At 71.4% G+C, this 23666-nt stretch carries 22 protein-coding genes and 1 pseudogene; 11 read left to right on the top strand and 12 right to left on the bottom strand.

All coding sequences use genetic code 11. The features are described from left to right. Positions 1-2379 (top strand): annotated as a pseudogene (locus VEC03_RS15005) (hypothetical protein); the annotation flags it as partial. Positions 2380-2417: 38 nt separating this feature from the next. Here VEC03_RS15005 and VEC03_RS15010 read toward each other — a convergent pair. The 4 genes from VEC03_RS15010 to purU all read right to left on the bottom strand — a co-directional run bounded on the left by VEC03_RS15010 (position 2418) and on the right by purU (position 7027). Continuing rightward, positions 2418-3905 carry an FAD-linked oxidase C-terminal domain-containing protein gene (locus VEC03_RS15010; protein ID WP_324916689.1) on the bottom strand — a complete coding sequence of 496 codons (1488 nt, stop codon included), beginning with the start codon at positions 3903-3905 and terminating at the stop codon, positions 2418-2420. A gap of 94 nt (positions 3906-3999) precedes the next feature. Continuing rightward, on the bottom strand, positions 4000-5232 hold the full coding sequence (locus VEC03_RS15015; protein WP_324916691.1) for a serine protease: 1233 nt from the start codon (positions 5230-5232) through the stop codon (positions 4000-4002). 72 nt (positions 5233-5304) lie between these two features. After that, positions 5305-6174: a LysR substrate-binding domain-containing protein gene (locus tag VEC03_RS15020; RefSeq protein ID WP_324916694.1), complete on the bottom strand. Its 870-nt coding sequence runs from the start codon at positions 6172-6174 to the stop codon at positions 5305-5307. Positions 6175-6178: 4 nt separating this feature from the next. Further along, positions 6179-7027, bottom strand: coding sequence for a formyltetrahydrofolate deformylase (gene purU, locus VEC03_RS15025; RefSeq protein ID WP_324916697.1), 849 nt, complete (start codon positions 7025-7027; stop codon positions 6179-6181). Positions 7028-7120: 93 nt separating this feature from the next. On the opposite strand from purU, the gene VEC03_RS15030 reads away from it, so the two are divergent. After that, the gene (locus tag VEC03_RS15030) at positions 7121-7813 is read left to right on the top strand and encodes a DUF4197 domain-containing protein (RefSeq protein ID WP_324916699.1); all 693 of its coding nucleotides are present in this window, start codon (positions 7121-7123) and stop codon (positions 7811-7813) included. A 66-nt stretch (positions 7814-7879) separates the two neighbouring features. Next, entirely contained in the window at positions 7880-9214 is a 1335-nt protein-coding gene (locus VEC03_RS15035; RefSeq protein ID WP_324916702.1) for an aminotransferase class III-fold pyridoxal phosphate-dependent enzyme, read from the top strand. A gap of 76 nt (positions 9215-9290) precedes the next feature. Here VEC03_RS15035 and VEC03_RS15040 read toward each other — a convergent pair whose 3' ends face one another. The 4 genes from VEC03_RS15040 to VEC03_RS15055 form a co-directional block, all read right to left on the bottom strand. Next, the gene (locus VEC03_RS15040) at positions 9291-10034 is read right to left on the bottom strand and encodes a ChaN family lipoprotein (RefSeq protein ID WP_324916705.1); all 744 of its coding nucleotides are present in this window, start codon (positions 10032-10034) and stop codon (positions 9291-9293) included. An 87-nt stretch (positions 10035-10121) separates the two neighbouring features. Further along, positions 10122-10394 carry a BTH_I0359 family protein gene (locus VEC03_RS15045; RefSeq protein ID WP_324916709.1) on the bottom strand — a complete coding sequence of 91 codons (273 nt, stop codon included), beginning with the start codon at positions 10392-10394 and terminating at the stop codon, positions 10122-10124. Between the two features lie 99 nt (positions 10395-10493). After that, complete coding sequence (locus tag VEC03_RS15050; RefSeq protein ID WP_324916712.1) at positions 10494-11516, bottom strand: DUF3108 domain-containing protein; 1023 nt, start codon at positions 11514-11516, stop codon at positions 10494-10496. Beyond that, positions 11513-12289 (bottom strand): IclR family transcriptional regulator, encoded by a 777-nt coding sequence (locus tag VEC03_RS15055; protein ID WP_324916715.1) that lies wholly within the window; start codon positions 12287-12289, stop codon positions 11513-11515. Before VEC03_RS15055 ends, VEC03_RS15050 begins: the two co-directional genes overlap by 4 nt. A 108-nt stretch (positions 12290-12397) precedes the next feature. Between VEC03_RS15055 and VEC03_RS15060 the strand changes: the two genes are divergently transcribed. Continuing rightward, positions 12398-13408, top strand: coding sequence for a fumarylacetoacetate hydrolase family protein (locus VEC03_RS15060; RefSeq protein WP_324916718.1), 1011 nt, complete (start codon positions 12398-12400; stop codon positions 13406-13408). 7 nt (positions 13409-13415) lie between these two features. Here the strand turns inward: VEC03_RS15060 and VEC03_RS15065 are convergent, their stop codons facing one another. The 4 genes from VEC03_RS15065 to VEC03_RS15080 all read right to left on the bottom strand — a co-directional run bounded on the left by VEC03_RS15065 (position 13416) and on the right by VEC03_RS15080 (position 17997). Next, complete coding sequence (locus VEC03_RS15065; protein WP_324916721.1) at positions 13416-14825, bottom strand: alpha,alpha-trehalose-phosphate synthase (UDP-forming); 1410 nt, start codon at positions 14823-14825, stop codon at positions 13416-13418. Between the two features lie 13 nt (positions 14826-14838). Beyond that, positions 14839-16635: a glycoside hydrolase family 15 protein gene (locus VEC03_RS15070; RefSeq protein ID WP_324916724.1), complete on the bottom strand. Its 1797-nt coding sequence runs from the start codon at positions 16633-16635 to the stop codon at positions 14839-14841. A gap of 91 nt (positions 16636-16726) precedes the next feature. Further along, entirely contained in the window at positions 16727-17473 is a 747-nt protein-coding gene (gene otsB, locus VEC03_RS15075; RefSeq protein ID WP_324916727.1) for a trehalose-phosphatase, read from the bottom strand. Between the two features lie 98 nt (positions 17474-17571). Beyond that, positions 17572-17997: a VOC family protein gene (locus VEC03_RS15080; RefSeq protein WP_324916730.1), complete on the bottom strand. Its 426-nt coding sequence runs from the start codon at positions 17995-17997 to the stop codon at positions 17572-17574. Positions 17998-18024: 27 nt separating this feature from the next. On the opposite strand from VEC03_RS15080, the gene VEC03_RS15085 reads away from it, so the two are divergent. The 7 genes from VEC03_RS15085 (at position 18025) to VEC03_RS15115 (ending at position 23665) form a co-directional block, all read left to right on the top strand. Then, positions 18025-18828, top strand: a complete 804-nt coding sequence (locus VEC03_RS15085; protein ID WP_324916733.1) for an enoyl-CoA hydratase/isomerase family protein — start codon at positions 18025-18027, stop codon at positions 18826-18828. Between the two features lie 90 nt (positions 18829-18918). Continuing rightward, a complete protein-coding gene (locus VEC03_RS15090) occupies positions 18919-19272 on the top strand; it encodes a DUF2946 family protein (protein WP_324916737.1) in 354 nt (117 codons plus the stop codon). Between the two features lie 74 nt (positions 19273-19346). Next, positions 19347-19895, top strand: a complete 549-nt coding sequence (locus tag VEC03_RS15095; RefSeq protein WP_324916740.1) for a YcnI family protein — start codon at positions 19347-19349, stop codon at positions 19893-19895. A 19-nt stretch (positions 19896-19914) separates the two neighbouring features. Continuing rightward, positions 19915-20409 (top strand): copper chaperone PCu(A)C, encoded by a 495-nt coding sequence (locus VEC03_RS15100; RefSeq protein ID WP_324916743.1) that lies wholly within the window; start codon positions 19915-19917, stop codon positions 20407-20409. Positions 20410-20519: 110 nt separating this feature from the next. Continuing rightward, positions 20520-21251 carry a PhaM family polyhydroxyalkanoate granule multifunctional regulatory protein gene (locus VEC03_RS15105; RefSeq protein ID WP_324916746.1) on the top strand — a complete coding sequence of 244 codons (732 nt, stop codon included), beginning with the start codon at positions 20520-20522 and terminating at the stop codon, positions 21249-21251. Between the two features lie 13 nt (positions 21252-21264). After that, positions 21265-22524 (top strand): FIST signal transduction protein, encoded by a 1260-nt coding sequence (locus VEC03_RS15110; protein ID WP_324916749.1) that lies wholly within the window; start codon positions 21265-21267, stop codon positions 22522-22524. A 73-nt stretch (positions 22525-22597) separates the two neighbouring features. Continuing rightward, positions 22598-23665 carry a serine endopeptidase gene (locus VEC03_RS15115; protein WP_324916752.1) on the top strand — a complete coding sequence of 356 codons (1068 nt, stop codon included), beginning with the start codon at positions 22598-22600 and terminating at the stop codon, positions 23663-23665. Position 23666: the final 1 nt, after the last annotated feature.

Raw genomic sequence — 23666 nt, forward strand, 5'->3', positions numbered from 1 at the left:
GGCACGTTCAACAACATGGGCTCCGTCTGGCTGAACGAAGGCCAGTTCCGGGTGGCCAACCTGAGCAACAGCGGCACCATGGACTTCACGGGCAACACCAATGTCGCCGTGACCCAGTCCTTCAACTCGCCGGGCTCGCTCTACTTCTTCGCCAACGACCTGAGCATCACCCATCAAGCCGGCGACCTGGACGTGCAATCGGCCTGGATCTCGGCGGCCAACATGAACCTGTCGGCGCTGAACGGCAGCGTGCTCTTCGACTACCTCGACGCCAGCGCCGGTGAATCGGGCCGCACGGCGGGCGGCAACGTGACCATCAACGCCAGCGGCCACGTCAGCGGCTGGAGCATCGATGCGTCCGGCGGCAACCTCGGGGAGGGCGCGCCCGGTGCCGGTGGCCAGGTCTCGGTGACGGCCGGAGGCGACATCACGATCCAGGACGGCATCTACGCCACGGGCGCCGGGGGCTCGAGCGATGGCGATGGGGGCAAGGGCGGCAAGGTGAGCCTGGTCTCCGGCGGGAACACGTCCGTCGGGTACATCGAGGTCTATGGCGGCGACACCTTCCGGATGTCCGGCAGCGGCGGCGCCGGCGGCGAAGTGCGGATCCGCGCCGGCGGGGCCGTCGACGCCGGTTGGCTCATTGCGGCCGGGGGCTACGGCGAAGATGTCGCGTCGACCGGGGGTCGCGGCGGGCTGGTCGACATCGAAGCCGGCCACTCGCTGCAGACCTTCTTCGTGGTCGCCCGGGGCGGCGGCGGTGGCTACGAGGGCGGCGGCGCCGGCGGTGCCGGCGGCGACATCCGCCTGGTGCAGCGCAGCGGTGACCTCGTGCTGTCGAACTCGTACGTGGATGCCGGCGGCGGCGAAGGCGGCTCCAGCCTGGCCGTGGCCGGCAAGGGCGGCGATGGCGGGCGCATCACGGTCGAGGCCCAGGGGGGCGGGGTCGTGATCGACGCCTACCAGCCCATGGACAGCGGCTACACCGAGGGTCCGGAGCTCGGAGTCCTGACGGCCGAGGGCGGCTACGGCGGCTACGGTGACGGCGGCGAGGGCGGTGGCGGAGCCGCGCGCGGCGGGCAGGGCGGCCATGGCGGCGCGATCGACATCCGCGCTGCAGGCAACAGCCGGCTGCTGGGGAGGATGGACGCTTCCGGTGGCTGGGGCGGCTATGTCGATGGCACCGTGGCACTGGGCGGCCAGGGCGGCAACGGCGGCGCCGTGCGGATCGAGGTGACCGGCGCCGGGGCGACGCTGCAGCTGGCCGGCGACGTCCATGCCGCCGGCGGCGGGGGCGGCGAGGCCTATCCCAGCTACGAGAGCTACGACGTGGATCCCGCGCGCTCCGGCCCGGTGGGTACGACCGGCACGGTCCGTACCGCCGCCGCCGGCGGCATCGTGGTGCCTTCCACCGTGCAGGTGGCCGAGCTGTCGCCGCCGCTGGGCTCCGAGCCGCAGCTGATGATGGAACTGCCCACCGAGCCTCCGCCCCCGGGCAGCATCGTGCCGGGTGAGCTGCGGATCGACGCGCAGTGGACCAACAGCTCCCCGCTCGCGATCCAGTCCGGTGCCATGGTGATGACCACGGGCACCCTGCTCAACGAGGGCAGCATCGACATCGCGTCCGGAGCGACCCTGGCGCTGGGCAACTACGACCACTACAGCGACACGTTCCAGCCCGGCGGGGTCACCTTGCTGAATGCGCCGGCGGGCACGATCCAGGGCTCCGGCCTGATCCACGGCCACCTGGACAATGCCGGCACGGTGGCACCCGGCACCGCTTCGGGCGGCATCGGTGCGCTGACGGTCACCGGCAACTTCTCGCAGCGGGCCACCGGCGTCCTGCTGGCGGACATCGCGGCCAACACCACCTTCGTGCCTGGGGTCACCTACGACCAGCTCGTCGTGCACGGCAGCGCCACCCTGGGCGGACAGCTGAAGGTGGCGGCGGTGCCTGAGGTGGCTGCGCCGAGCAGCTCGCTGCTGGTGGCATCGGCCACGCAGCTGGCTGCCACTTCCGCGTTGCCGACGGCCTCCTACGAACTGCTCAGCGCCGCTTCCGCCGGCGGCGAGTTCGCGCTGATCTCCGGTCCGCCCGAACTGGTGTCGCAGATCCGCATGAACGTCGGCGGCACGGCGGTCCCGGTGCCGGGCTTCACCGCGCTGCCGTCGCCTAGTTCGCCGCTGGTCGGCACCGGCCTGATCGCGGCCATCCAGGAGGTGCTGCCGGGGGTGTCGCTGGAGCAGATCCAGCAGGTGGTGACCGAAAGCCAGAACAACGCCATCGGGGAGCGGCGGCAGCGCCGCGACGAGGACGAGGGCCGGCCGGAAGGCAGCGCCGACATCGTCGTGACCGACACCGCCTGCCAGCCGGGTTGACCCAGGCTGGCGGCCTTCCCCGACCGGAAGGCGCCGGGTCAGAAGCGCGGCAGGTCCGGGTGCACGAGCCGGCCGCCGCGCACCAGCATCTTGCCGTACTCGGCGCAGCGGTTCAGGGTCGGGATCACCTTGCCGGGATTGAGCAGGCCGGCGGGATCGAAGGCGCGCTTCAGGGCGCGCATCTGCTCCATCTCGCCCGGGCTGAACTGCACGCACATGGAGTTGAGCTTCTCCACGCCGACGCCGTGCTCGCCGGTGACGGTGCCGCCCATGGCGACGCTGGTCTCCAGGATCTCGGCGCCGAACAGCTCGCAGCGGTGCAGCTGGTCGGCGTCGTTGGCATCGAACAGGATCAGCGGGTGCAGGTTGCCGTCGCCGGCATGGAACACGTTGGCGCAGCGCAGCCCGTACTTCTTCTCCATGTCCTGGATCGCCAGCAGGATGTCGGCCAGCCGCTTACGGGGGATGGTCGAGTCCATGCACATGTAGTCCGGGCTGATGCGCCCGGAGGCCGGGAAGGCGTTCTTGCGGCCGCTCCAGAATCGCAGCCGCTCGGCCTCGTCGCGGCTGACGGCGATGGCGGTGGCGCCGGCGGTGCGCAGCACCTGCTCCATGCGGCCGATCTCCTCCTCGACTTCCTCGGGCGTGCCGTCGCTCTCGCACAGCAGGATGGCCTCGGCGGCCAGGTCGTAGCCGGCATGGACGAAGTCCTCCACCGCGGCGGTCATGGGCTTGTCCATCATCTCCAGCCCGGCCGGGATGATGCCGGCGGCGATCACCGCCGCCACCGCGTCGCCGGCCTTCCGTACGTCGTCGAAGCTGGCCATGATGCAGCGGGCCAATTGCGGCCGGGGCACCAGCCTGACCGTGACCTCGATGGCGACCGCCAGCATGCCTTCGCTGCCGATCGTGGCGGCCAGCAGGTCGTAGCCGGGCGCGTCCAGCGCCTCGCTGCCGAACACCACCGGCTCGCCGTCGGCCGTGAAGCCGCGCACCCGCAGCACGTTGTGCACCGTCAACCCGTACTTCAGGCAGTGCACGCCGCCCGAGTTCTCGGCCACGTTGCCGCCGATGGTGCAGGCGATCTGGCTCGACGGATCGGGCGCGTAGTACAGGCCGTGCACCGCCGCCGCCTCGCTGATCGCCAGGTTGCGCACACCGCACTGCACGCGGGCGGTGCGGCTGGCCGGATCGAGTTCGAGGATGCGGTTGAAGCGCGCCAGCGACAGCGTGACGCCATGGCGGTGCGGCAGGGCGCCGCCGGACAGCCCGGTGCCGGCCCCGCGCGCGACCACCGGCACCCCCAGCGCATGGCAGGCGCGCAGCACGCCCTGCACCTGCTCCTCGGTTTCCGGCAGGGCGACGGCCAGCGGGCGCTCGCGATAGGCCGTCAGGCCGTCGCATTCGTAAGGTGTGGTGTCCTCGGCGTGCCACAGCAGCGCGTGCGCGGGCAGCACCGCCTGCAGGGCAGGCAGCACCCGGTCCAGCGGTACGGCCGCAGCGGAGGGAGGGAGCGGAGCGTTCATGGTCGTATCGTGAACCGGATGCAGGGGCCCTGGGGTGAGGAATCTTCAGGCCGGACGCGCGCGGCTTTCAAATGCTTGCCGCGGGTCGCCACCCTCACTCGGTCCGAATGTCCACGAGCTCGAGCACCTCGTCGACCAGGAAGGCGGCCCCGCCGGAACCTCCACGGGTGCGCGCCTCGAAGCGGACCACCCGGCCGAGCTCCGGCGAGTACCAGATGCTGGCCGCGTAGCTGCCGCGATTGCCGACACCGCCCAGGCCGACGTACCGATCGGTGTGGCCGCTGTAGTCCACCTGCAGCACGCGCAGCGGCCGGTCCTTGAAGTTCAGCGTGCTCTCGCGTGCTGCCCGGGCGGCCAGCTCCAGCTTGATGGAACGTCCCGGCAGCGGAGAGCTCCACACGCCCTCCCAGGTCTTGCCGGCGGCCGGGATGGCCTTGGCCCACCCGCCGGGGGGCTGGGCCACCTCGTACTCGCCCCCGATGGCCGCCGTGAGCGCCAGCACTTCGCCCTCCGGTGCCTCGATGCGCGAGCCGCCATTGAAGACCAGCCGCTCGCCGTCGACCCGGTCCAGGCGATACACCACGGAGCGGTCGATGCCGGTGGTGCGGTCATGGAGCCGGTACTCGAAGACCTGCCCGCGGCCAGCGGCAACGGACGGGCGGCCCTCGGCCCGCGCGGCGCGCGCCGCCTGGGCCCGCTGCGGGATCTCGGCGATCCAGGTCGCCGGCACGGCGAAGTTGAGGTTCTGCGAATCCCGGAGGGCGAAGGTGGTGATGCCGACCAGCCGCCCCTGGGCGTCGAACAGGCCGCCGCCGCTGGATCCGGGCGAGATCGGCACCGTCACCTGCAGCGCGGCCAGTTCGCCCTCTGCCGTACGGCGGATGCCCGACAGCAGGCCGTCGCTGATGGTGTGCTCCAGCCCGCGCGGGCTGCCGATGGCGTAGACGCGGGCGCCGACCCGCATTTCCTCGGGATTGACGATGGTGACGGCCGGCGCCTGGAAGTTGCGCACCCGCAGCAGGCAGAGGTCGCGCTCCGGATCGAAATGGTCGGGCAAGGCCCCATAGCTGACGTTCTCGCGCGTCACGGTCACGCGTGCCGCCTTCTTGAGCACGTGGCAGTTGGTGACCACGCTGCCCGACCCGATGACGACGGCGCTGCCGATTGCGACCGGCTGGTTCTTCTCGTCGAATGTCTGGACCGTCCAGACGCTGGGCGCCAGCCGTTCGAACAGCTCGTCGGGGGCCAGCGCCGCGGGCTGTGCCCCGGCACCTGCGGCGGCGAGCAGGCCGACGCCCAGCGCGGCTGCCCAGTGTCCTGTTCCCATGCTTGCCCGACTCCTCTGCCAGCCACTGTACAGCAGCGCCTTGCCGCCCCGGCCGGCGCACGCTCGAGGGCCTCAGGCCAGGCTTTTCTTCAACCAGTCGGCAAAGGCGGCGCACTCCCAGCGGTCCATGGTGCCGGTGCGCCAGCACAGGTAGTGCGCGTGCGGGCTGGGCACGTTGCGTTCCGACAGCCGCGCCAGCCGGCCGTCTTCCAGCCAGGGCTGGCCCAGCTTCAGGCGCACCAGTGCGATGCCCAGCCCCTGCGCGGCGGCATCGCACATCAGCCCGATGTCGTTGAAGGAGGAACCTTCGGCCGGCTCGGGCGCATCGATGCCGTGGGCCAGGAACCAGGTGCGCCAGGGCTCCAGCGGGCTCTTCAGCAGCCGGGCGGCGAGCAGGTCCTCGGTGGTGTCGAAGGGACCGTGCTCGCGCAGGAAGGCGGGCGAGGCCAGCGGCGTGACCTCGTCGGTCAGCAGGCACAGGTGCTCGACGTCGGCGTAGCGGCCGGTGCCGAAGCGGATGGTCAGGTCGGCATCCTCGGCCACCACGTCCAGCAACGGGATCGACACCTGCAGCGTGAGGTCGATCTCCGGATAGGCCTCGGTGAAGCTGCGCAGGCGCGGCATCAGGATGGATCGCGCGAAGGTCGGCGTCACTGCCACCCGCAGCTTGCGCTTGCCCTGGGCGGCGTCGCGGCCCGGGAAGCGCTCCAGGCTGGCCAGGCCTTCGCGCACGTGCGCCAGGTATTCGCTGCCCTCGGTGGTCAGCGAGAAATCGGAGCGGCCGAACAGCTTGGTGCCCAGGATCTGCTCCAGTTGCCGCACCCGGTGGCTGACCGCGCTGGGCGTGACGCACAGCTCGTCAGCCGCTTGCGTGACCGAGCGCAGGCGCGCCAGCGCCTCGAAGGTCAGCAGGCACTGGATGGGCGGGATGCGCGGCGGCATGTCGTCAGCGGAACACCACCGTCTTGTGCCCGTTGAGGAGGACCCGGTGCTCGCTGTGCCACTTCACCGCGCGCGCCAGCACCTGGCTCTCGGTGTCGCGGCCGACGGCGGTGAGGTCCTCGACCGTGTGCGCGTGGTCCACCCGGGCCACGTCCTGCTCGATGATCGGTCCCTCGTCCAGCTCCGCCGTCACGTAGTGGGCGGTGGCACCGATCAGCTTCACGCCGCGCTCGTGCGCCTGGTAGTAGGGCTTGGCGCCCTTGAAGCTGGGCAGGAAGCTGTGGTGGATGTTGATCGCGCGGCCGGCCAGCTTGCCGCACAGCTCGTCCGAAAGGACCTGCATGTAGCGCGCCAGCACCACCAGCTCGGCCCGTTCGGATTCGATGATCTCGTACTGGCGGGCCTCGGCCTGGGCCTTGGTCGCGGCACTGACCGGGATGTGGTGGAACGGCACGTTGTAGCTGGCCGCCAGCTGGTAGAAGTCGCGATGGTTGGAGACGATGGCCGCGATGTCCAGCCGCAGCAGGCCGCTCTTCCAGCGGAACAGCAGGTCGTTCAGGCAGTGGCCTTCCTTGCTGACCAGGATCACGGTGCGCATGGGCTCGTGTACGGCATGCAGCTTCCAGCTGATCCGCAGCGGCTCGGCGAAGAACTGCAATTGCGACTTCAGGTCCTCGAAGGTGTGCTGGGCGCACGCGAACTGCACCCGCATGAAGAACAGGCCGGTCGCAGGGTCGTTGTATTGCGCCGCTTCCTCGATGTTGCCGCCGCGTTCCAGCAGGAAGCCGGAGACGGCGTGGACGATGCCGGTGCGGTCGGGACAGGACAGGGTGAGGATGTAGGCGTGCTTCATGGTCGAACCCGGTATTGTCGCAAAGGCGCCTTGGTTGGCCCGCCGCCAGGGTCGGGGCATGATGGCCGTTTCCGCACGCCTTCGACGCCCACGATGCATCGCCGAATCCTCGTCCTCGCCGCCGTTTCCGCGCCCCTGGTGCTGCCGCAAGCCGCCCGCGCCGGCGGGCTCGCTGCCCTGAGCAACGCCGACGCCACTCGCGGGCTGAGGACCGCGCTGGAAACCGGCGCACTGGCGGCCGTCCGGCTGCTGGGGGTACCGGACGGCTTCCTCGGCAACCCCAAGGTCCGCATCCCGCTGCCCAGCGCGCTGCAGGACGCCGGCAAGCTGCTCAGGGCCATGGGCCGCGGCAGCCAGCTGGATGAACTGGAGGTCGCCATCAACCGCGCCGCCGAGAGCGCCGTCCCCCTGGCGAAGAACCTGCTGGTGAACGCCGTGAGGAACATGTCCGTGACCGACGCCAAGAACATCCTGGCGGGCGGCGACACCTCGGTCACCGAGTTCTTCGCCGGCAAGACCCGCGAGCCGCTCTCGGGCCAGTTCCTGCCGGTGGTGAAGAAGGCCACCTCGCGCGTTGGGCTGGCCGCCAAGTACGACCGCGTGGCCGGCCGGGCCGCCGGGTTCGGGCTGGTCCGGCAGGAGGACGCCAGCATCGACCACTACGTCACCCGCAAGGCGCTGGACGGGCTCTACCTGGTGATCGGGGAGGAGGAGAAGAAGATCCGCCGCGACCCGGTCGGCACCGGCAGTTCGATCCTGTCCAGGGTGTTCGGCGCCATCCGCTGAATCCCGCGCCCGGCGCCAGGGCGCCCCCGCCGTCGCACAATCGCCCTTCGCATCCAAGGAGCTCGCATGGCCTACAACGACTTCAGCATGGACAACCAGTGGTTGCCCTTCACGCCCAACCGCCAATTCCGCAAGGACCCGCGCGTGTTCGTCCGCGCCGACGGCATGCACTTCACCACCCATGACGGCAAGCAGGTGATCGACGGCATCTCCAGCCTGTGGTGCGTGGGCGCCGGCCACAACCGCAAGCCGATCAACGAGGCGATCAAGCAGCAGCTGGACACGCTGGACTACGCCACCGCGTTCCAAGCGTCCAACGACAAGGCCTTCCGGGCCGCCGAGATGATCGCGGCGATGGCGCCGGGTGATCTCAACAAGGTGCTGTTCTGCAACTCCGGTTCGGAGGCGGCCGACACTGCGCTGAAGGTGGCGCTGGCCTACCACCGGGCGCGCGGCGAGGGCCACCGCAACCTGTTCATCGGGCGCGAGAAGGGCTACCACGGTGTCGGCTTCGGCGGCATGAGCGTGGGCGGCATCGCCGCCAACCGCAAGGTCTTCGGCACCTCGCTGCTGCCGCGGGTGGACCACATGCGCTTCATCCACGACCCGGTGAACCACGCCTTCATCCACAACGAGGAGCCGGTGTGGAAGGAGGATCCGCTGCTGGACCTGGAACAGCGCATCCTGCCGCTGCACGACCCGAGCAACGTGGCCGCCATCATCGTCGAGCCGGTCGCGGGTTCGGCCGGCTGGTACCTGCCGCCCAAGGGCTACCTGCAGCGCCTGCGCGAGATCTGCGACAGGCACGGCATCCTGCTGATCTTCGACGAGGTGATCACCGGCTTCGGCCGCCTGGGCACCAACTTCGGCGCCGACTTCTACGGCGTGGTGCCCGACATGCTGAACTTCGCCAAGTGCGTGACCAACGGCGTGGTCCCGCTGGGCGGGGTGATCTGCCGCGACAAGCTGTACGACCAGATGATGAAGACCGACGCGGCCGAGCACGTGGTCGAGTTCTTCCACGGCTACACCTACTCGGGCCACCCGGTGGCCTGCGCCGCGGCCATCGCCACGCTGGAGCTGTACCAGCAGGAGAACCTGTTCGCCCGTGCCGGCGAGATGGGCAAGGTGCTGGGCGACGCCTTCCACGGCACGCTCAAGGGCCTGCCCAACGTGATCGGCATCCGCAGCCTGGGCCTGGCTGCCGCGGTGGAGCTGGCCCCCATCGCCGGTGCCCCCGGCAAGCGCGCCTTCGACATCTTCCGCGACTGCTTCCACAAGGGCTCGCTGGTGCGCCCGGCCGGCGACGTGCTGGTGATCGCGCCGCCCTACGTGGTCGAGAAGTCGCACATCGACCAGCTCGTGAACACGCTGGCCGACTCGATCAAGGCCCACGCCTGAGCCAGGGTGCGGCGGGTCGGCCTGCCGCAGCCGCCGGCCTGCCCGACCTTGGGCGCCGGCGGACAGCGATGAACGGCTAGGGCGTGCTGCGAGGCAGCTGCTCGCGCAGTTCGGCGCAGTAGTCCCGGGCGACGGCGCCGGCCGACCGCTGGAGCAGGACCGGCCGGGCGACCAGCACCGCCGGCAGGTGGCGAGGGACGCCCAGCATCGGATCCGCATGACCGGCTCCGCTCAGCAGCACGACGCGACGGCCGGGCTGCGCGGCCTGCGCCACGGTCTGCGCCATGGCGCGATCGCGCGCGATCTGCACCCGCACCATGGGCAGGAGCTGCCGCTGCGGCAGCAGGTCGCAATGGCCGGCGCGGATGGCTTCGAGCTGGGCGCCCAGGGCTTCGGCGTCGAGTGTGGCGTCCAGGCTCGCATCGGCCATGGCCGCGCGCATCCGTCCGCGCGGCAGGTTGGCTCCCAGCACCGGCACCCCGGCGGCGACGGCCGCCATGACCGCGGGGGCGTAGGGTTGCCACGGCCAGGCCTGGTCGTTCCATTGCAGCGCGGCGCGAACGGCATCCTCGTGCGCATCGCGCGGCAGGCCGGCGGTCGTGCGGCCTTGCTCGGCCATCTCCAGCGCCAGCGCAGCCAGTTCGCCTCGTGCCGCCAGCGCCTGCACGACCTCGAGGTGGTGACGCTGGTGGTCCGCTTCGTCGTGGATCTCGCCGAGGAGCACCACGTCCACGCCGTCCAGCTCATCGGTGCGGGGCGGGGCCGAGCCGCAACCGGCCAGCAGCACGGCGAGCATGGCAATGCAAGGCAGCAGGCGCATGCAGGGGATCGTAAGCGGGGGCGAACGGCGGCGCGGGCCGCCGGCGCAGGAAGGGACGCGGCCGGGGCGTCGCCCGGCCGGAGGGGATCAGTGCATCACGAGCGGGTTCTGGGCCAGTTCCGCGTAGCCATCGAGGGTCTCCTCGACTTCTTCCTGGGTGGGCGTGTTGAGTTGCCAAGCGTTGATCTGGCGCTGGAACGCCTCGGCCCAGGTGCCGTCGAGGTACACCTCCTTGTTGGTGCGCTTGTCGACGATCTCGAAGCCATGGCGTACGGAGCGCGGCGGCGGATCGCCCTCGGCGGGTTCGTTCGCCTGCATGTGCACGACGACGAACGAGTCGGAGTCATAGAGCATTTGCATGGTGGTGAATCCTTCGCACTCCAGATATCAACGCCGGGGTAGCTTTCAAGATGACCCTGGCCTGGGTTGGCACTGGATTCAGAGTAGGCGGTGCCTGCCTCAGCCTTTGTCGGTGCCGGACTTCTGCAGGTCCAGCCAATCGCCATTGGGGGCTGTCAGACGCAGGCGCGCCGGACCGTAGTCCCCACCCGGGACCAGCCAGGCCTCGATCCACGGGTCCCATTCGTGCCGGGGCGCCCGCACCAGCTTCAACGCCGTCACGGGGCCGGCCGGCAGCGCCAGCGGCTCCAGGCCGGCCACCCTGAACCGCCAGTCGGCGGCCTCGCGCGCGGTCGCCACCTGCAGCACCACGGTCGTGCCGGGGGCGAAGCGCGCGGGGTCGGCCGCCACCCGCGCCGCCAGTTGCAGCAGCACGCCCAGGCGGTCCTGTGCCCCGGGCTGCAGTGCCACGTCCGGGTCGTTGCCGCTGAAGACGATGCGACCGCGCTCGCGATCGAAGTGCGCGGCCCGTTCGCCGCGCAGGCGCTCGGAAAAGCGCAGCGGTTCCAGCCCTTCGGGGCCGATCGTGCCGGTGCTGCGCTGGATGCGCAGCGGCAGCGGCGGCGCGCTGACCTGGAGCACGGCTTCGTACGCATGGCCGTCGTGCCGCCAGGCCAGTTGCGCCTCGCCCGTCACCAGCCGGCCGCGGTAGTGGGCGGTGACGGCGTAGCGCCAGAGCGCCGGTGCGGGCAGCGCGATGGGCCCGGCCAGCGGCGTCGCTGCCTCAGCCGTAGCGCTGGGTTCGCTCCCCTGCGGGGTCGTGCTCGCGCTCTGGGACGGCCTCACCGCATCCGCTGCCGATCGGGCCGGCTCCGATGGAGCCGCCCGCTGCGATACCGCGGGCGCTGGCTGCTGCCGGAGCGCGGCGGGCGGCGTGGCCGCTTGTGGCTGCGGCTGAGCCGTATCACCTGTTGCCGGTGCTGACGGGCGCTGCGGCTCGATGGTGCGCCACTGCCAGGGGGCCGCCCGCAGCGTGGGCGGCGCCGCGCCGGGCGCCATCCACAAGGCCAGCGCATGCAGCGCGATCACGACCAGTGCGAGCACCGCGAGCGGCCGGACCGGCACGCCCGCGGTGGGTCTCATCCCCGCCAGCCGAGGTCGCGCGACAACTGCGTCGCGGCCGCCTTCAGCGGGCCATGCACGGCTCCGTCCCAGGCGGGGTCGAAGGTGCCGGTGGGGCCGAGCGCGACGATGCCCAGCGCGATGTGGCCGTCGGCGTCGAAGACCGGCAGGCAGAAGCCGACGATGCCGGGCAGCACCACGTCCACCACCCGGGCGGCGCCGCGCTGGCGGACCTCTTCCAGCATGGCGCGCACCTGGGCCATGCTGGCCGGCACGTCGGTGCGGCCCTGCTTCTGGGCCCGGGACAGTTCCTCGCGCAGCAGCGGCGTGATCGCCTCCTTGGACGACCAGGCGGCGAAGCAGCGGCCGGTGGCCGACGTCAGCAAGGGCATCACGTCGCCCAGCCGCAGGTTCACGGTCACGGCCGAAGGCGACTCCTCCCAGTGCACGATGGTGGGCCCGTGGTTGCCCCAGACCGCCAAGGCCAGGGTGTGGCCTATGCGCCCGGTCAGCTCGGCGATGCGCTGGCGCGCCAGCTTGACCGCATCCAGCCGCGACAGCGAGGCCAGCCCCAGCTTGAGCGCCGCCGGCCCCAGGTCATAGCGGGTGGTGGCGGCGTCCTGTGCCACCAGCTGCAGGCGCTGGAAACTCACCAGGTAGCGGTGCGCCTTGGCCGCGCTCATGCCGGCAGCGGCAGCCAGGTCGCGCAGCATCAGCGCCCCGCGCGCCTTGCCCAGCGCGTCGAGCAGCGCGAACCCCACCTCCACCGACTGGATCCCGGCGCGTTCCTTCATGCGCGGGGGCTTCTTGTAGAATTTCGATTAGGTAAATTCATTTCACCATGCGTAACGCCTGGGTCGGCTGCGACTCTAGCGCAACACGCGAAACGAAGGCAATCCGGGATGAAGCTTGCGACGTACAAGGACGGTTCGCGCGACGGCCAGCTGGTGGTGGTCTCACGCGACCTGGCGACGGCCCATTATGCGACCGGCATTGCCGACCGCCTGCAGCAGGCGCTGGACGACTGGGGCTTCGTCGCCCCGCAACTGCAGGACCTGTACGAGGCGCTGAACCAGGGCAAGGCGCGCCACGCCTTCCAGTTCGAGCCGCAGCGCTGCATGGCGCCGCTGCCGCGTGCCTACCAGTGGGCCGACGGCTCGGCCTACATCAACCACGTGGAGCTGGTGCGCGCGGCCCGCAAGGCGGAAGTGCCGCAGACGTTCTACACCGACCCGCTGATGTACCAGGGCGGCAGCGACGACTTCATCGGGCCGTGCGACGACGTGGTGGTCCCCAGCGAGGACTACGGCATCGACTTCGAGGCCGAGATCGCCGTCATCACCGGCGACGTGCCCATGCTGAGCACGCCGGAGCAGGCGCTGGAGGGCATCCGTCTGCTGATGCTGGCCAACGACGTCAGCCTGCGCAACCTGATCCCGGCCGAACTCGCCAAGGGCTTCGGCTTCTTCCAGAGCAAGCCGGCCACCGCCTTCAGCCCGGTGGCGGTCACGCCCGACGAGCTGGGCGACGCCTGGCAGGGCGGGCGCGTGCATCTGACGCTGCAGTCCACCTGGAACGGCCGCAAGGTCGGCCTGTGCGAGGCCGGGCCGGAGATGACCTTCCACTTCGGCCAGTTGATCGCGCACATCTGCAAGACGCGCAACGTTCGCGCCGGCAGCATCGTGGGCTCCGGCACCGTCAGCAACAAGGGCGTCGAGAAGGACGGCCGGATGGACTGGCCCAAGGGCTACAGCTGCATCGCCGAGAAGCGCGCCATCGAGACCATCCAGGACGGCAAGCCGTCCACGGAGTTCATGAAGTTCGGCGACACCATCCAGATCGAGATGAAGGGCCGCGACGGCAAGAGCATCTTCGGCGCCATCGACCAGAAGATCGCAGCGCCGTCCGCGTAGCGCCGGCTCACAACCGCAGCCAGGGCGTCCCCGACTCCTGGGCCTCGGCCTGGCCCAACGCGTCGAGGAAGGTGTCGCACCACCAGTGCACGTCCTGCCGGCGCAGCGTCTCCAGCAGCGCGGCGTGGCGCTCGCGCCGTTCCTCCAGCCCCATCTGCAGCGCCAGGTGGATGGTCGCCGCCGTGCCTTCGACGTCGTAGGGGTTGACCATCAGCGCTTCCTTGAGCTGCTCGGCGGCGCCGGCGAAGCGCGACAGCACCAGCACGCCGGGGTCGTGCGGGTCCTGCGCCGCGATGAACTCCTTGGCCACCAGGTTCATGCCGTCGCGCAGCGGCGTCACCAGCGCCACCCGGCTGGCGCGGTACAGGCCGGGCAGGCGGGCGCGAGCGACCGTGCGGTGCATGTAGCGCACCGGCATCCAGTCCAGTTCGCCGTAGTTGCCGTTGATCGCGCCGCACAGGCTCTCCAGCTCGTGCAGGATGTCGGTGTAGGCGCTGACGTCCTCCCGGCTGGGCGAGGCGATCTGGATCAGCGTGGCGCTCTGGCGCGTCTCGGGGTAGCGCGCCAGCAGCTCGCCGAAGGCGCGGATGCGCTGCGGCAGGCCCTTGGAGTAGTCCAGCCGGTCCACCCCCACCAGCAGCTTGCGGCGCGAGTACTCGCGCCGCATGCGCTCGTACATCTCGCGCGCCTCGGGCGCCTCGGCCAGCGCCTGGAACTCGCCGACGTCCAGGCCGATCGGCAGCGCCAGCGGGTGGATGGTGCGGTTGAACACGCGCCAGCGCCCGCCGCCGGCATCCTGGGCGTGGGCCTCGTCCTGGATGTAGCGGCAGAAGTGCTCGTGGTCGGCATGGCTCTGGAAGCCCACCGCGTCGTACGAGCACAGGCCCTTCATCAGCCAGTCGTGGCCCGGGATCGCCGCCAGGATCAGCGGCGGCGGCAGCGGGATGTGCAGGAAGAAGCCGATCGGCTGCGTGCAGCTCAGCGCCCGCAGTTCCGCCGCCAGCGGGATCAGGTGGTAGTCGTGCACCCAGATCACGTCGTCCGGGCGCAGCAGGGGCAGCAGCGCGCGGGCGAACAGCTGGTTCACGCGCCGGTAGCCTTCGATGTAGCCGGCGTCGAAGTCGGCCAGGTCGAGGCGGTAGTGGAACACCGGCCACAGCACGCCGTTGGAGTAGCCCACGTAGTAGGACTCGTAGTCGGCCGGGCTGAGGTCGATGGTGGCCAGCCGGACCGGCCCGGCCTGCTGCTGGTGCACCTGCGGCTCGCCGCCGTCGCCGTTCTCCGACAGCTTGCCGCTCCAGCCGAACCACAGCCCGCCGCTGCGCTGCAGCACCTCGCCCAGCGCCACCGCCAGCCCGCCGGCGGCGGTCTTGCGCGGGTCGGCCACGCGGTTGGATACGGCGACGATGCGGCCCATGGTCGACCCCGCTTCAGATCACGGTATCCCAGGACACCGACAGCCGCACCGCGGCGTTGATCAGGCCCACCATGGAGTAGGTCTGCGGGAAGTTGCCCCACATCTCGCCGGTCTGCGCATGGGTGTCCTCGGACAGCAGGCCGAGCGGGTTGCGGCTCCTGAGCATGAGCTCGAAGATCTCGCGCGCTTCCTGCCGCCGGCCGATGCGCGCCAGCGCGTCGATGCGCCAGAAGGTGCAGATGTTGAAGGCGGTCTCGGGCTTGCCGAAGTCGTCGGCCGCCTCGTAGCGGCGCATGTAGGGCCCGTCGCCCAGGTGCTTCTCCAGCGCCTCGACGGTGGCGATGAAGCGCGGGTCCTTGGGATCGATGAAGTTGACCTCGGCCATCAGCAGCGCGCTGGCGTCCAGGTCGCGCCCGCCGAAGCTCTCGGCGAAGGCCTGGCGCTCCTCGCTCCAGGCCTCGCGCAGGATGCGCTCGCGGATGGTCTCGGCGCGCTCGCGCCAGTAGTGTGCCCGGTCCTGCATGTCGAGCGTGATCGCCACCTTGGCCAGCCGGTCGCAGGCCGCCCAGCCCATGAGGGCCGAGGAGGTGTGGATGCGCGCGCGCGTGCGCAGCTCCCACATGCCGGCGTCGGGCGTGTCGTAGATGCGGAAGGCCTGCTCGCCGACCGCCTCCAGCGAAGCGAACTCGGCGCGGCCGGAGCGGCGCAGCAGCCGGTGATCGTGGAAGGCCTGGGCCGCGCCCAGGATGATGTTGCCGTAGACGTCGTGCTGGAAGTGTTCCGCGGCCTGGTTGCCCACCCGCACCGGGCCCATGCCGCGATAGCCGCCCAGGTGCCCGAGGATGGATTCGGGCAGCTGCTCCTCCTGGCCCACGCCGTACAGCGGCTGGATGTGGCCGCCGCGCGAGCGCACCACCACGTTGTTGAGCCAGCGCAGGTACTCCTCCATGGTGGCCACTTCGGAGATGCTGTTGAGGGCGCGCACGACGAAGAACGCGTCGCGCAGCCAGCAGTACCGGTAGTCCCAGTTGCGCCCGCTGTTGGGCGCCTCCGGGATGCTGGTGGTCATGGCGGCGACGATCGCGCCGGTGTCCTCGAACAGCGACAGCTTGAGGGTGATGGCCGCGCGGATCACCGCGTCCTGCCACTGCAAGGGCAGCGACAGCGAGCGAGACCAGTGGCGCCAGTAGGCGGCCGTGTCCTGCTCGAACGAGCGCGCCGTGTCCTCGATGCCGCCGGTGAGCGTCTCGTCCGGCCCGAGGATGAAGTTCAGCGGGCGGTCGACGACGAAGAAGGTCTCCGACAGGATGTACTCGATCGGCGCGTCGGTGTTCACGCGCAGGGTCTGCGAGGGGCCGACGAAGCGGATGTGGGTGCTGCCGCGCGTGACCTGGGGCTGCTGGCGGCCCCAGTCGAAGCGCGGGCGCAGCACCACCCGCATGCGCGGCGTGCCGCCCAGCACGCGCACCCGCCGGATCAGCGACAGCGGCCGGAAGCTGCGGTTGCGGTGCCAGAAGCGCGGCGCGAAGTCGGTGATCTCGATCCCCTGGCCCTGGCGGTCGTACAGGCGGGTGCGCAGGATCGCGGTATTGGGCTCGTACTGGTGTTCGCTGCGCGCGAAGTCCTCCAGCTCGAATGCCCACAGCGCTGCGTTCTCGCTCGGGTCCAGCAGCGCGTTGAAGACCGGGTCGCCGTCGAACCGCGGCAGGCAGCACCAGACCACGCTGCCGCGCTCGTCGATCAGCGCGCTGTACGCGCAGTTGCCGACGACGCCGAGGTTCAGGTTGGGGATCGAGGTGTTGGCTCGCATCGGGAAATTCCTTTCGCGATGGGCGCGGCAGCGGGCTGCGCCACCGGCCCGGGCCCCGCGGACGCGGAGCATGGCCGCGGCGCCCGCAGGCTCATGCCACGTCCTTGCGGGCGACCTTCATGGCCACCGCGTTCTCGAATTCGAGGCGCAGCGCGCCCGGGTGCGACAGGCGCTGCCAGGCCACGGTCGGCCCTTCGCCGACCTTGACGCCGAGGCCGCCGACGCGCTGCACCGCGGTGAAGCCCGCCTCGTCGGTCACGTCGTCGCCGACGAACACCGGGGTGCGGCCCGCGAACGGCGCCTCGCGCAGGAAGGCCTCGATGGCGCTGCCCTTGCTGGCGCCGCCCGGCTTGGCCTCGACCACCATCTTGCCGCGCAGCAGTGCCAGGCCCGGGGAACGGTCCACCGCCTGCTCCATGGTCTCTATGCACAGCGCTTCGAGATGCGGCGCCTGGCGGTAGTGCAGCGCCAGCGAGCGGTCCTTGTTCTCCAGCAGCAGCTCGGGGTGGCGCGCCACCAGCTCGCGCGCCGCCTCCTCCACCTCCTGCAGCGGATGCGGCGGCATGTGCGCCATCGCGCCGGCCGCGGTGCGGCGCTCGGCGCCGTGCACCCCGGCCACCGGCAGCCGCAGCGGATCGAGGAAGCGGTCGATCTCCCGGATCGGACGGCCGCTGACCACGGCCACCGCGCCCCCGAGGTACTCCTGCAGGGCGGCCAGGGTGGGCACCAGGCCCGAGGGGACGACCACGGCGCCGGGCTCCGGCGCGATGTCCACGAGCGTGCCGTCGAAGTCCAGGAACAGCGCGCAGGCCGGACACAGGATGTCGACGAAATTCATGGACGTCGACCGTAACACGGGGCCGGCATCGCGGGCCGGGCGGAGCCACCGTGGCCCTGCGTAGGACGAGGCTTACGGGCGGGATGGGTCCGCACGACTCAGCCGGCCGGCTGCGGCGCGTACAGGCCGGCCAGCGAACGGAAGCCCTTGACCTCGATCGGATTGCCGCACGGGTCGCAGAAGAACATGGTCCATTGCTCGCCCGGCTGGCCCGCATAGCGCAGGTGCGGCTCGATGACGAATTCGGTGCCGGCCGCGCGCAGGCGCTCGGCCATCGCCTGCCATTGCGGCAGTTCCAGCACCAGCCCGAAGTGCGGCATCGGCACCAGCTGGTCGCCGACGCGGCCGGTGCGGGTGGTGGCGAAGGGCGTGCCGAGGTGCAGCGACAGCTGGTGGCCGAAGAAATCGAAATCGACCCAGGTGTCGGTGCTGCGCCCTTCGGCGCAGCCGAGCACGCCGCCATAGAAGCGGCGCGCCTCGTCCAGGTCGGTCACGTGGAAGGCGAGGTGGAATAAGCTTGCCATTCCGCAAGACTACTGCACCCCAACGCCATGGACTATTCGCGCTACCGCACCCTCTCGATCAGCCGCCGCGGCCCGGGCGACTCGGTGCTCGACATCGTCATGCGCGCGACCAACGGCAAGCTGCCCACCGCCGGCCACGACGGCCACCGCGAGCTGACCGAGATCTGGCGCGACGTGTCGGCCGACGACAGCGTGCGCTGTGCCGTGCTGCGCGGCGAAGGCCAGGGCTTCTCCGGCGGCGGCGACCTGTCGCTGGTGCAGGACATGGCGACCGACTTCGAGGTCCGCAGCCGGGTCTGGCGGGAAGCGCGCGACCTCGTCTACAACGTGATCAATTGCGACAAGCCGATCGTCAGCGCCATGCACGGGCCGGCCGTGGGCGCCGGGCTGGTGGCGGGGCTGCTGGCCGACATCCCGATCGCGGCGAAGAACGCGAAGATCGTCGACGGCCACACCCGGCTGGGCGTGGCGGCCGGCGACCACGCCGCCATCGTCTGGCCGCTGCTGTGCGGCATGGCCAAGGCCAAGTACTACCTGATGCTGTGCGAGCCGGTCAGCGGCGAAGAGGCCGAACGCATCGGCCTGGTGGCGCTGGCGGTGGAGGACGATGCCTTGGTGGCCAAGGCCTACGAAGTGGCCGACCGGCTGGCGCAGGGCAGCCAGAGTGCGATCCGCTGGACCAAGTACTCGCTCAACAACTGGCTGCGACAGGCCGGTCCGGCCTTCGACACCTCGCTGGCGCTGGAGTTCATGGGCTTCGGCGGCCCCGACGTGCGCGAGGGCGTGGCCTCGCTGCGCGAGCGCCGGGCGCCGAAGTTCCCGGGCGCCTGAGCCCGCCTCGGGCCTTGCGCCGCGTCAAGCGCCGCCCAGTGCCGCCCAGTGCCGCCGGTGCGCCGGCGCGGGCGGCCGATAATCGCGGGCATGCAGCGCCTGCGCCAAGCCCGCTTCCTCGCCCGCCTCGTGCTGGCGTGGTTCGCGCTGGCGATCGGCGTCGCGGTGGCCGCGCCACTCACGCGGTCGGCCTCGCTGGAGCTGGTCTGCAGCGGTGGGTCCATGAAGCTGCTGGTCAAGGCCGACGACGGCGGTGCGCCGCCGGCCAGCCACACGCTCGACTGCCCGCTGTGCGCCAGCGTGGCGCCGCCTCCGGCGGTCACCGCGGTGGCGACCGCGTCGTTGCCGCTGGGCGAGGTGCTGCGTTCGATTCCCGCCCGCGCGCCCGCCGCGCAGGCCGCGGCGCCGCTCCCGGCGCGTGGGCCGCCTGCCCTCCTGGCCTGAACCGATCCCGGCCGCGGTCCGTCCGCAGCCGGGGCTTTCGCTTTCTCCCCAGGGGCCGCACGGCGGCCGTCACCATGAAGCATTTCCTCCTCTCCTGCGCGAGCGCCGCTGCGTTCGGCATCGCGCTTCCCGCCGCCGCCCACGTGGCCCTCGAGCAGGGCGCCGCGCCCGCGGGCAGCAGCTACAAGGCGACCTTCAAGGTCGGGCACGGCTGCGGCAGCTCCGCCACCCGCCAGCTGGTCGTGAGCATGCCGGCCGGCGTGCTCGGCGCGCGGCCCATGCCCAAGCCCGGCTGGACCGTGGCGATCGACCGGGCCCCGTTGCCGAAGCCGGTGAGCTCGCATGGCCGCACCGTCAGCGAGGCCGTGACGCGCATCACCTGGACCGCCCGCTCGGCCGACGCCGCGCTGCCGTCCGACCAGTACGACGAATTCGTGCTGGTGGCGCAGTTGCCGGCCGAACCCGGCCCGCTCTACTGGCCGGTGAGCCAGGTGTGTGAACAGGGCCGGGTCGACTGGGCCCAGCTGCCCCAGGCCAGACAGAAGGCCGGCGACCTGAAGGAACCGGCCGCCGTGCTGGAAGTGCTGCCCGCCGGCGGCCACAGCCACGGCCATCGCCATTGATCGAGACAAGGAGCCCACGATGAACACGATCACCAAGTCCCTGCTGGGCGCCGCGCTGGCGCTCGCTTCCATCGCCGGCGCCTGGGCACAGGCCGCTGCGCCGGTCACGGTGCTGGCCCCCTGGGCCCGTGCCAGCGTGCCGGGCCAGCGCGCCTCCGGCGCCTTCATGACGCTGGTCGCGCAGGAGCCCCTCACCCTGGTGCGGGTCTCCACCCCGGCCGCCGGCGTGGCCGAGGTGCACGAGATGAAGATGGAAGGCGACGTGATGCGCATGCGGGCGGTCGACGGCCTCGAGCTCAAGCCCGACCAGCCGGTGCAGCTCAAGCCGGGCGGCTACCACCTGATGCTGATGGAGCTGAAGGCACCGCTGGTGGCCAACACCCAGTTGCCGCTGACGCTGACCTTCAGGACCGCCGCCGGCGAGACCCGCGAGCTCGCGCTGCAGGTGCCGGTCTCGGCCACGCCGCCGCGCGAAGCCGGCGCGGCCGCCGCGCACGGCCACCGGAAGCACTGAGCAGCCGGGCCGTTGGCGCCGCTCTTGCGTGCCAACGGCTTTCGCCGACTCGTCCTCCTTTCCGGCTGCAATGCTCTAAGCTGCGGCTTCCTCCCGAGAAAGGCGCAGCCATGAGCGAGCAAGACCCCCTGGGCTTCGGCAAGTTCGTCCCCGGGTTCGACTTCCTGCAGAACCTGGCCAAGGGCGCCGGGCAGTCGATCCCGCAGATGCCCAACCTGGCGAACTGGGTGGCGCCCACGCTCAACGTCGAGGAGCTGGAGAAGCGCATCGAGGAGCTCAAGGCCGTGCACTTCTGGCTGGACCAGAACTCCAAGGCCCTGGCCGCCACGGTGCAGGCGCTGGAGGTCCAGAAGATGACGCTGGCCACGCTCAAGGGCATGAACTTCAACATGGGCGACGTGGCCAATGCCCTCAAGCTCAAGGCGGCCGACACCGTGCTGGGCGGGGTGCAGAAGGTCACCGAGACGGCCGCCGGTGCCGCCGGCACGGTGTCCGGCGTGGCCCGCGCCGCGAGCGGCCGCACGTCGGGCGCCAAGGCCGGCGCGAAGGGCGGTGCCAAGGCCGCCGACGGCGTGGTCGATCCGATGCAGTGGTGGGGCGCACTGACCCAGCAGTTCCAGCAGATCGCGGCCGATGCGCTCAAGGACGCCACCCGCAACACGGCCATCGACACGGCGCGCCACATGGCGACCGGCCTGGCGCGCGACGCCGTCCGCTCCGCCGGCGGCGTGATGCGTGGGGCCACCCCGGGCGCGGGCTCGAAGAAGGCGGCCCGCAAGACATCAACCGGCACCGCGAAGGCGCGCAAGCCCGCACCGCGCAAGCGTGCCACCAACCGCTGACGGCCACCACGCGATGAAGCTGTTCCCATTCGCGCACGCCACCCATCCCCAGTGGCCCATGGCCGTCGGGCTGGTGCTCGCGCAGCTGCGCGCGCAGCTGGCGCTGCCCGACTACGCGGCCACGCCCACGCTCGGGCTGCTGTACATCACCGACCACTACGCGGCGCAGGCGCAGGACATCCTGGACCATCTGTCGGCCGAACTGCCGGAGGTCACCGACTGGGCCGGCACCGTGGGGGTGGGCATCGCGTCCAGCAACGTCGAGTACTTCGACGAGCCGGCGCTGGCCGTGATGCTGTGCGCCGTGCCGCCGCACCAGTACCGGGTGTTCTCCGGCGTGGCACCGCTGGGCGCCGGCGAGGGCATGGGCTTCGAGCCGCACACCGCGCTGGTGCACGCCGATGCCTCCACCCCCGAGCTGGGCGAGCTGGTCGCCGAGATGGCCGGGCGCACCGCCACCGGCTACCTGTTCGGCGGGCTGGCGGCCAGCCGCGGCGACACCGTGCAGTTCGCGGTCGGCGGCAACGGCAACATCCGGGGCCAGGGCCACGCCGGCGGCGTGTTCCGCGGCGGGCTCTCGGGCGTGGCCTTCGGCGAGGGCGTGCAGCTGGTCTCGCGCGTGACCCAGGGCTGCCAGCCGCTCGGCCGCGAGCGGCTGGTCACCGCTGCCGAGGACAACGTCCTGCTCTCGCTCGACGGCGAGCCGGCGCTGGACGTGCTGCTGGAGGAAGCCGACATCTCGCTGGAGCAGCCCGAAGCGGCCATCGCCCGGCTGCGTGCCACCCTGGTCGGCCTGACGGCACCGGGCGAGGACCTGATGGCGCGCGGCGGCACCTTCGGCGCCGACGTCGAGGTGCGCCACATCATCGGCCTCGATCCGGGCCGGCGCGGCGTCGCCATCGCCAGCCGGGTCGAACCTGGCATGCGCATGGCCTTCTGCACCCGCAACGCCCGGGCCGCGCGCGCCGACCTGGTGCGCATCTGCTCCGAGATCCGCGAGGAACTGGAGCCCGAGGAGATGCCCCATCCGGTGGCCGCCGCGCTGGCGGCGCCGGAGGCGCAGTCGGCCCCCAATCCGGCGCGGCGCATCGCCGGCGCCATCTACGTCAGTTGCGCGGGCCGCGGCGGACCACATTTCGGCGGCCCCAGCGCGGAGCTGCAGATCGTGCGCCATGCGCTCGGCGACGTGCCGCTGGTGGGCTTCTTCGCCGGCGGCGAGATCGCGCGCCACCACCTGTATGGCTACACCGGCGTGCTGACGGTGTTCCGCTGACCGCGTCCCCTGTGCCGCCGTGCAGAATGCGGCGGGGCCGCCGCCGGGCGCGGCCTGGCGAGAGGAGGGGACCATGGGCAAGGCACTGCGCCTTTCGGAGAAGTGGTTTCGCCGCGGCCTGTGGCTGGTGGCGATCGTGTTCGCGGGCTTCCTGACCGGGCTGGGCGGCACGCTGGTCGGCGACCTGCCCAAGGTGGAGCAGCGGCTCACGCTGGACGACTTCCTGGACCGCGCCGCCGCCGACCGGCTGCGGGCCGACATCAAGGCCGGCGAGCGGGCGCAGCGCGAAGCGCAGTCGGCGCTGGAGCAGGCCCGCCTCAAGCTGCAGGTGGCGCGGGCCGACGCCGGCACGGCGCGCGAGACCTTCGGCAACTGGCTGGCGACGCGGCGAGCCACCCAGCTCGCGGAGCAGGACCCCGAGCTGCTGGCGCGCACCCGCCAGCTCGACGAACTCAAGCAGGTCGAGCGCACGGCGCAGTCGGCCGTGGAGCAGCAGGAGCAGGCCGCCCTGGATGCGCGCCAGCGGCAGGAGCGTGCCCGGCTGACGCTGTCCGAGATGCAGCACGACGCCGGCCAGCGCCTGGCCGCCGAGCAGCGCAAGGTCGAACTGCGCGTGTTCCTGTACCGGCTGGCGCTCACGCTGCCGCTGCTGGTGGTGGCCGGCTGGCTGTTCCGCCACAAGCGCAAGGGCACCTATTGGCCCTTCGTGTGGGGCTTCATCCTGTTCGCCCTGTTCACCTTCTTCGTCGAGCTGGTGCCCTACCTGCCCAGCTATGGTGGCTACGTGCGCTACGCCGTCGGCATCGTCATCACGGTGCTGGCCGGCCGGCAGGCCATCCTGGCGCTGGAACGCTACCTGCAGCGGCAGAAGGCGGCCGAGCAGAAGCCGGACGCCGAGCGGCGCGAGGAACTGCCCTACGACACGGCGCTGGCGCGGTTGTCCAAGGGCGTGTGCCCGGGTTGCGAGCGGCCGGTGGACCTGAAGAACGAGAAGATCGATTTCTGCCCGCACTGTGGCATCGGCCTGTTCGACCGCTGCGGCCACTGCGCCACGCGCAAGAACGCCTTCGCCCGCTTCTGCCACGCCTGCGGCACCGGCGCGGCGCGCGGCTCGGCGCCGCTGGCGGCCGAGGGCGCCTGAG

Source organism: Ramlibacter sp., from assembly GCF_035627355.1.
GTDB lineage: Bacteria > Pseudomonadota > Gammaproteobacteria > Burkholderiales > Burkholderiaceae_C > Ramlibacter.

Excerpts from the sequence above, each read along its gene's own strand:
- VEC03_RS15060 (WP_324916718.1), top strand. The coding sequence starts at position 12,398 with ATGAAGCTTGCGACGTACAAGGACGGTTCGCGCGACGGCCAGCTGGTG.
- VEC03_RS15020 (WP_324916694.1), bottom strand. The coding sequence starts at position 6,174 with ATGCCGCCGCGCATCCCGCCCATCCAGTGCCTGCTGACCTTCGAGGCG.
- VEC03_RS15105 (WP_324916746.1), top strand. The coding sequence starts at position 20,520 with ATGAGCGAGCAAGACCCCCTGGGCTTCGGCAAGTTCGTCCCCGGGTTC.
- VEC03_RS15085 (WP_324916733.1), top strand. The coding sequence starts at position 18,025 with ATGGACTATTCGCGCTACCGCACCCTCTCGATCAGCCGCCGCGGCCCG.
- VEC03_RS15050 (WP_324916712.1), bottom strand. The coding sequence starts at position 11,516 with ATGAGACCCACCGCGGGCGTGCCGGTCCGGCCGCTCGCGGTGCTCGCA.
- VEC03_RS15040 (WP_324916705.1), bottom strand. The coding sequence starts at position 10,034 with ATGCGCCTGCTGCCTTGCATTGCCATGCTCGCCGTGCTGCTGGCCGGT.
- VEC03_RS15015 (WP_324916691.1), bottom strand. The coding sequence starts at position 5,232 with ATGGGAACAGGACACTGGGCAGCCGCGCTGGGCGTCGGCCTGCTCGCC.
- VEC03_RS15115 (WP_324916752.1), top strand. The coding sequence starts at position 22,598 with ATGGGCAAGGCACTGCGCCTTTCGGAGAAGTGGTTTCGCCGCGGCCTG.
- VEC03_RS15035 (WP_324916702.1), top strand. The coding sequence starts at position 7,880 with ATGGCCTACAACGACTTCAGCATGGACAACCAGTGGTTGCCCTTCACG.
- otsB (WP_324916727.1), bottom strand. The coding sequence starts at position 17,473 with ATGAATTTCGTCGACATCCTGTGTCCGGCCTGCGCGCTGTTCCTGGAC.
- VEC03_RS15100 (WP_324916743.1), top strand. The coding sequence starts at position 19,915 with ATGAACACGATCACCAAGTCCCTGCTGGGCGCCGCGCTGGCGCTCGCT.
- VEC03_RS15070 (WP_324916724.1), bottom strand. The coding sequence starts at position 16,635 with ATGCGAGCCAACACCTCGATCCCCAACCTGAACCTCGGCGTCGTCGGC.
- VEC03_RS15010 (WP_324916689.1), bottom strand. The coding sequence starts at position 3,905 with ATGAACGCTCCGCTCCCTCCCTCCGCTGCGGCCGTACCGCTGGACCGG.
- purU (WP_324916697.1), bottom strand. The coding sequence starts at position 7,027 with ATGAAGCACGCCTACATCCTCACCCTGTCCTGTCCCGACCGCACCGGC.
- VEC03_RS15110 (WP_324916749.1), top strand. The coding sequence starts at position 21,265 with ATGAAGCTGTTCCCATTCGCGCACGCCACCCATCCCCAGTGGCCCATG.
- VEC03_RS15090 (WP_324916737.1), top strand. The coding sequence starts at position 18,919 with ATGCAGCGCCTGCGCCAAGCCCGCTTCCTCGCCCGCCTCGTGCTGGCG.
- VEC03_RS15080 (WP_324916730.1), bottom strand. The coding sequence starts at position 17,997 with ATGGCAAGCTTATTCCACCTCGCCTTCCACGTGACCGACCTGGACGAG.
- VEC03_RS15065 (WP_324916721.1), bottom strand. The coding sequence starts at position 14,825 with ATGGGCCGCATCGTCGCCGTATCCAACCGCGTGGCCGACCCGCGCAAG.
- VEC03_RS15045 (WP_324916709.1), bottom strand. The coding sequence starts at position 10,394 with ATGCAAATGCTCTATGACTCCGACTCGTTCGTCGTCGTGCACATGCAG.
- VEC03_RS15030 (WP_324916699.1), top strand. The coding sequence starts at position 7,121 with ATGCATCGCCGAATCCTCGTCCTCGCCGCCGTTTCCGCGCCCCTGGTG.
- VEC03_RS15095 (WP_324916740.1), top strand. The coding sequence starts at position 19,347 with ATGAAGCATTTCCTCCTCTCCTGCGCGAGCGCCGCTGCGTTCGGCATC.
- VEC03_RS15055 (WP_324916715.1), bottom strand. The coding sequence starts at position 12,289 with ATGAAGGAACGCGCCGGGATCCAGTCGGTGGAGGTGGGGTTCGCGCTG.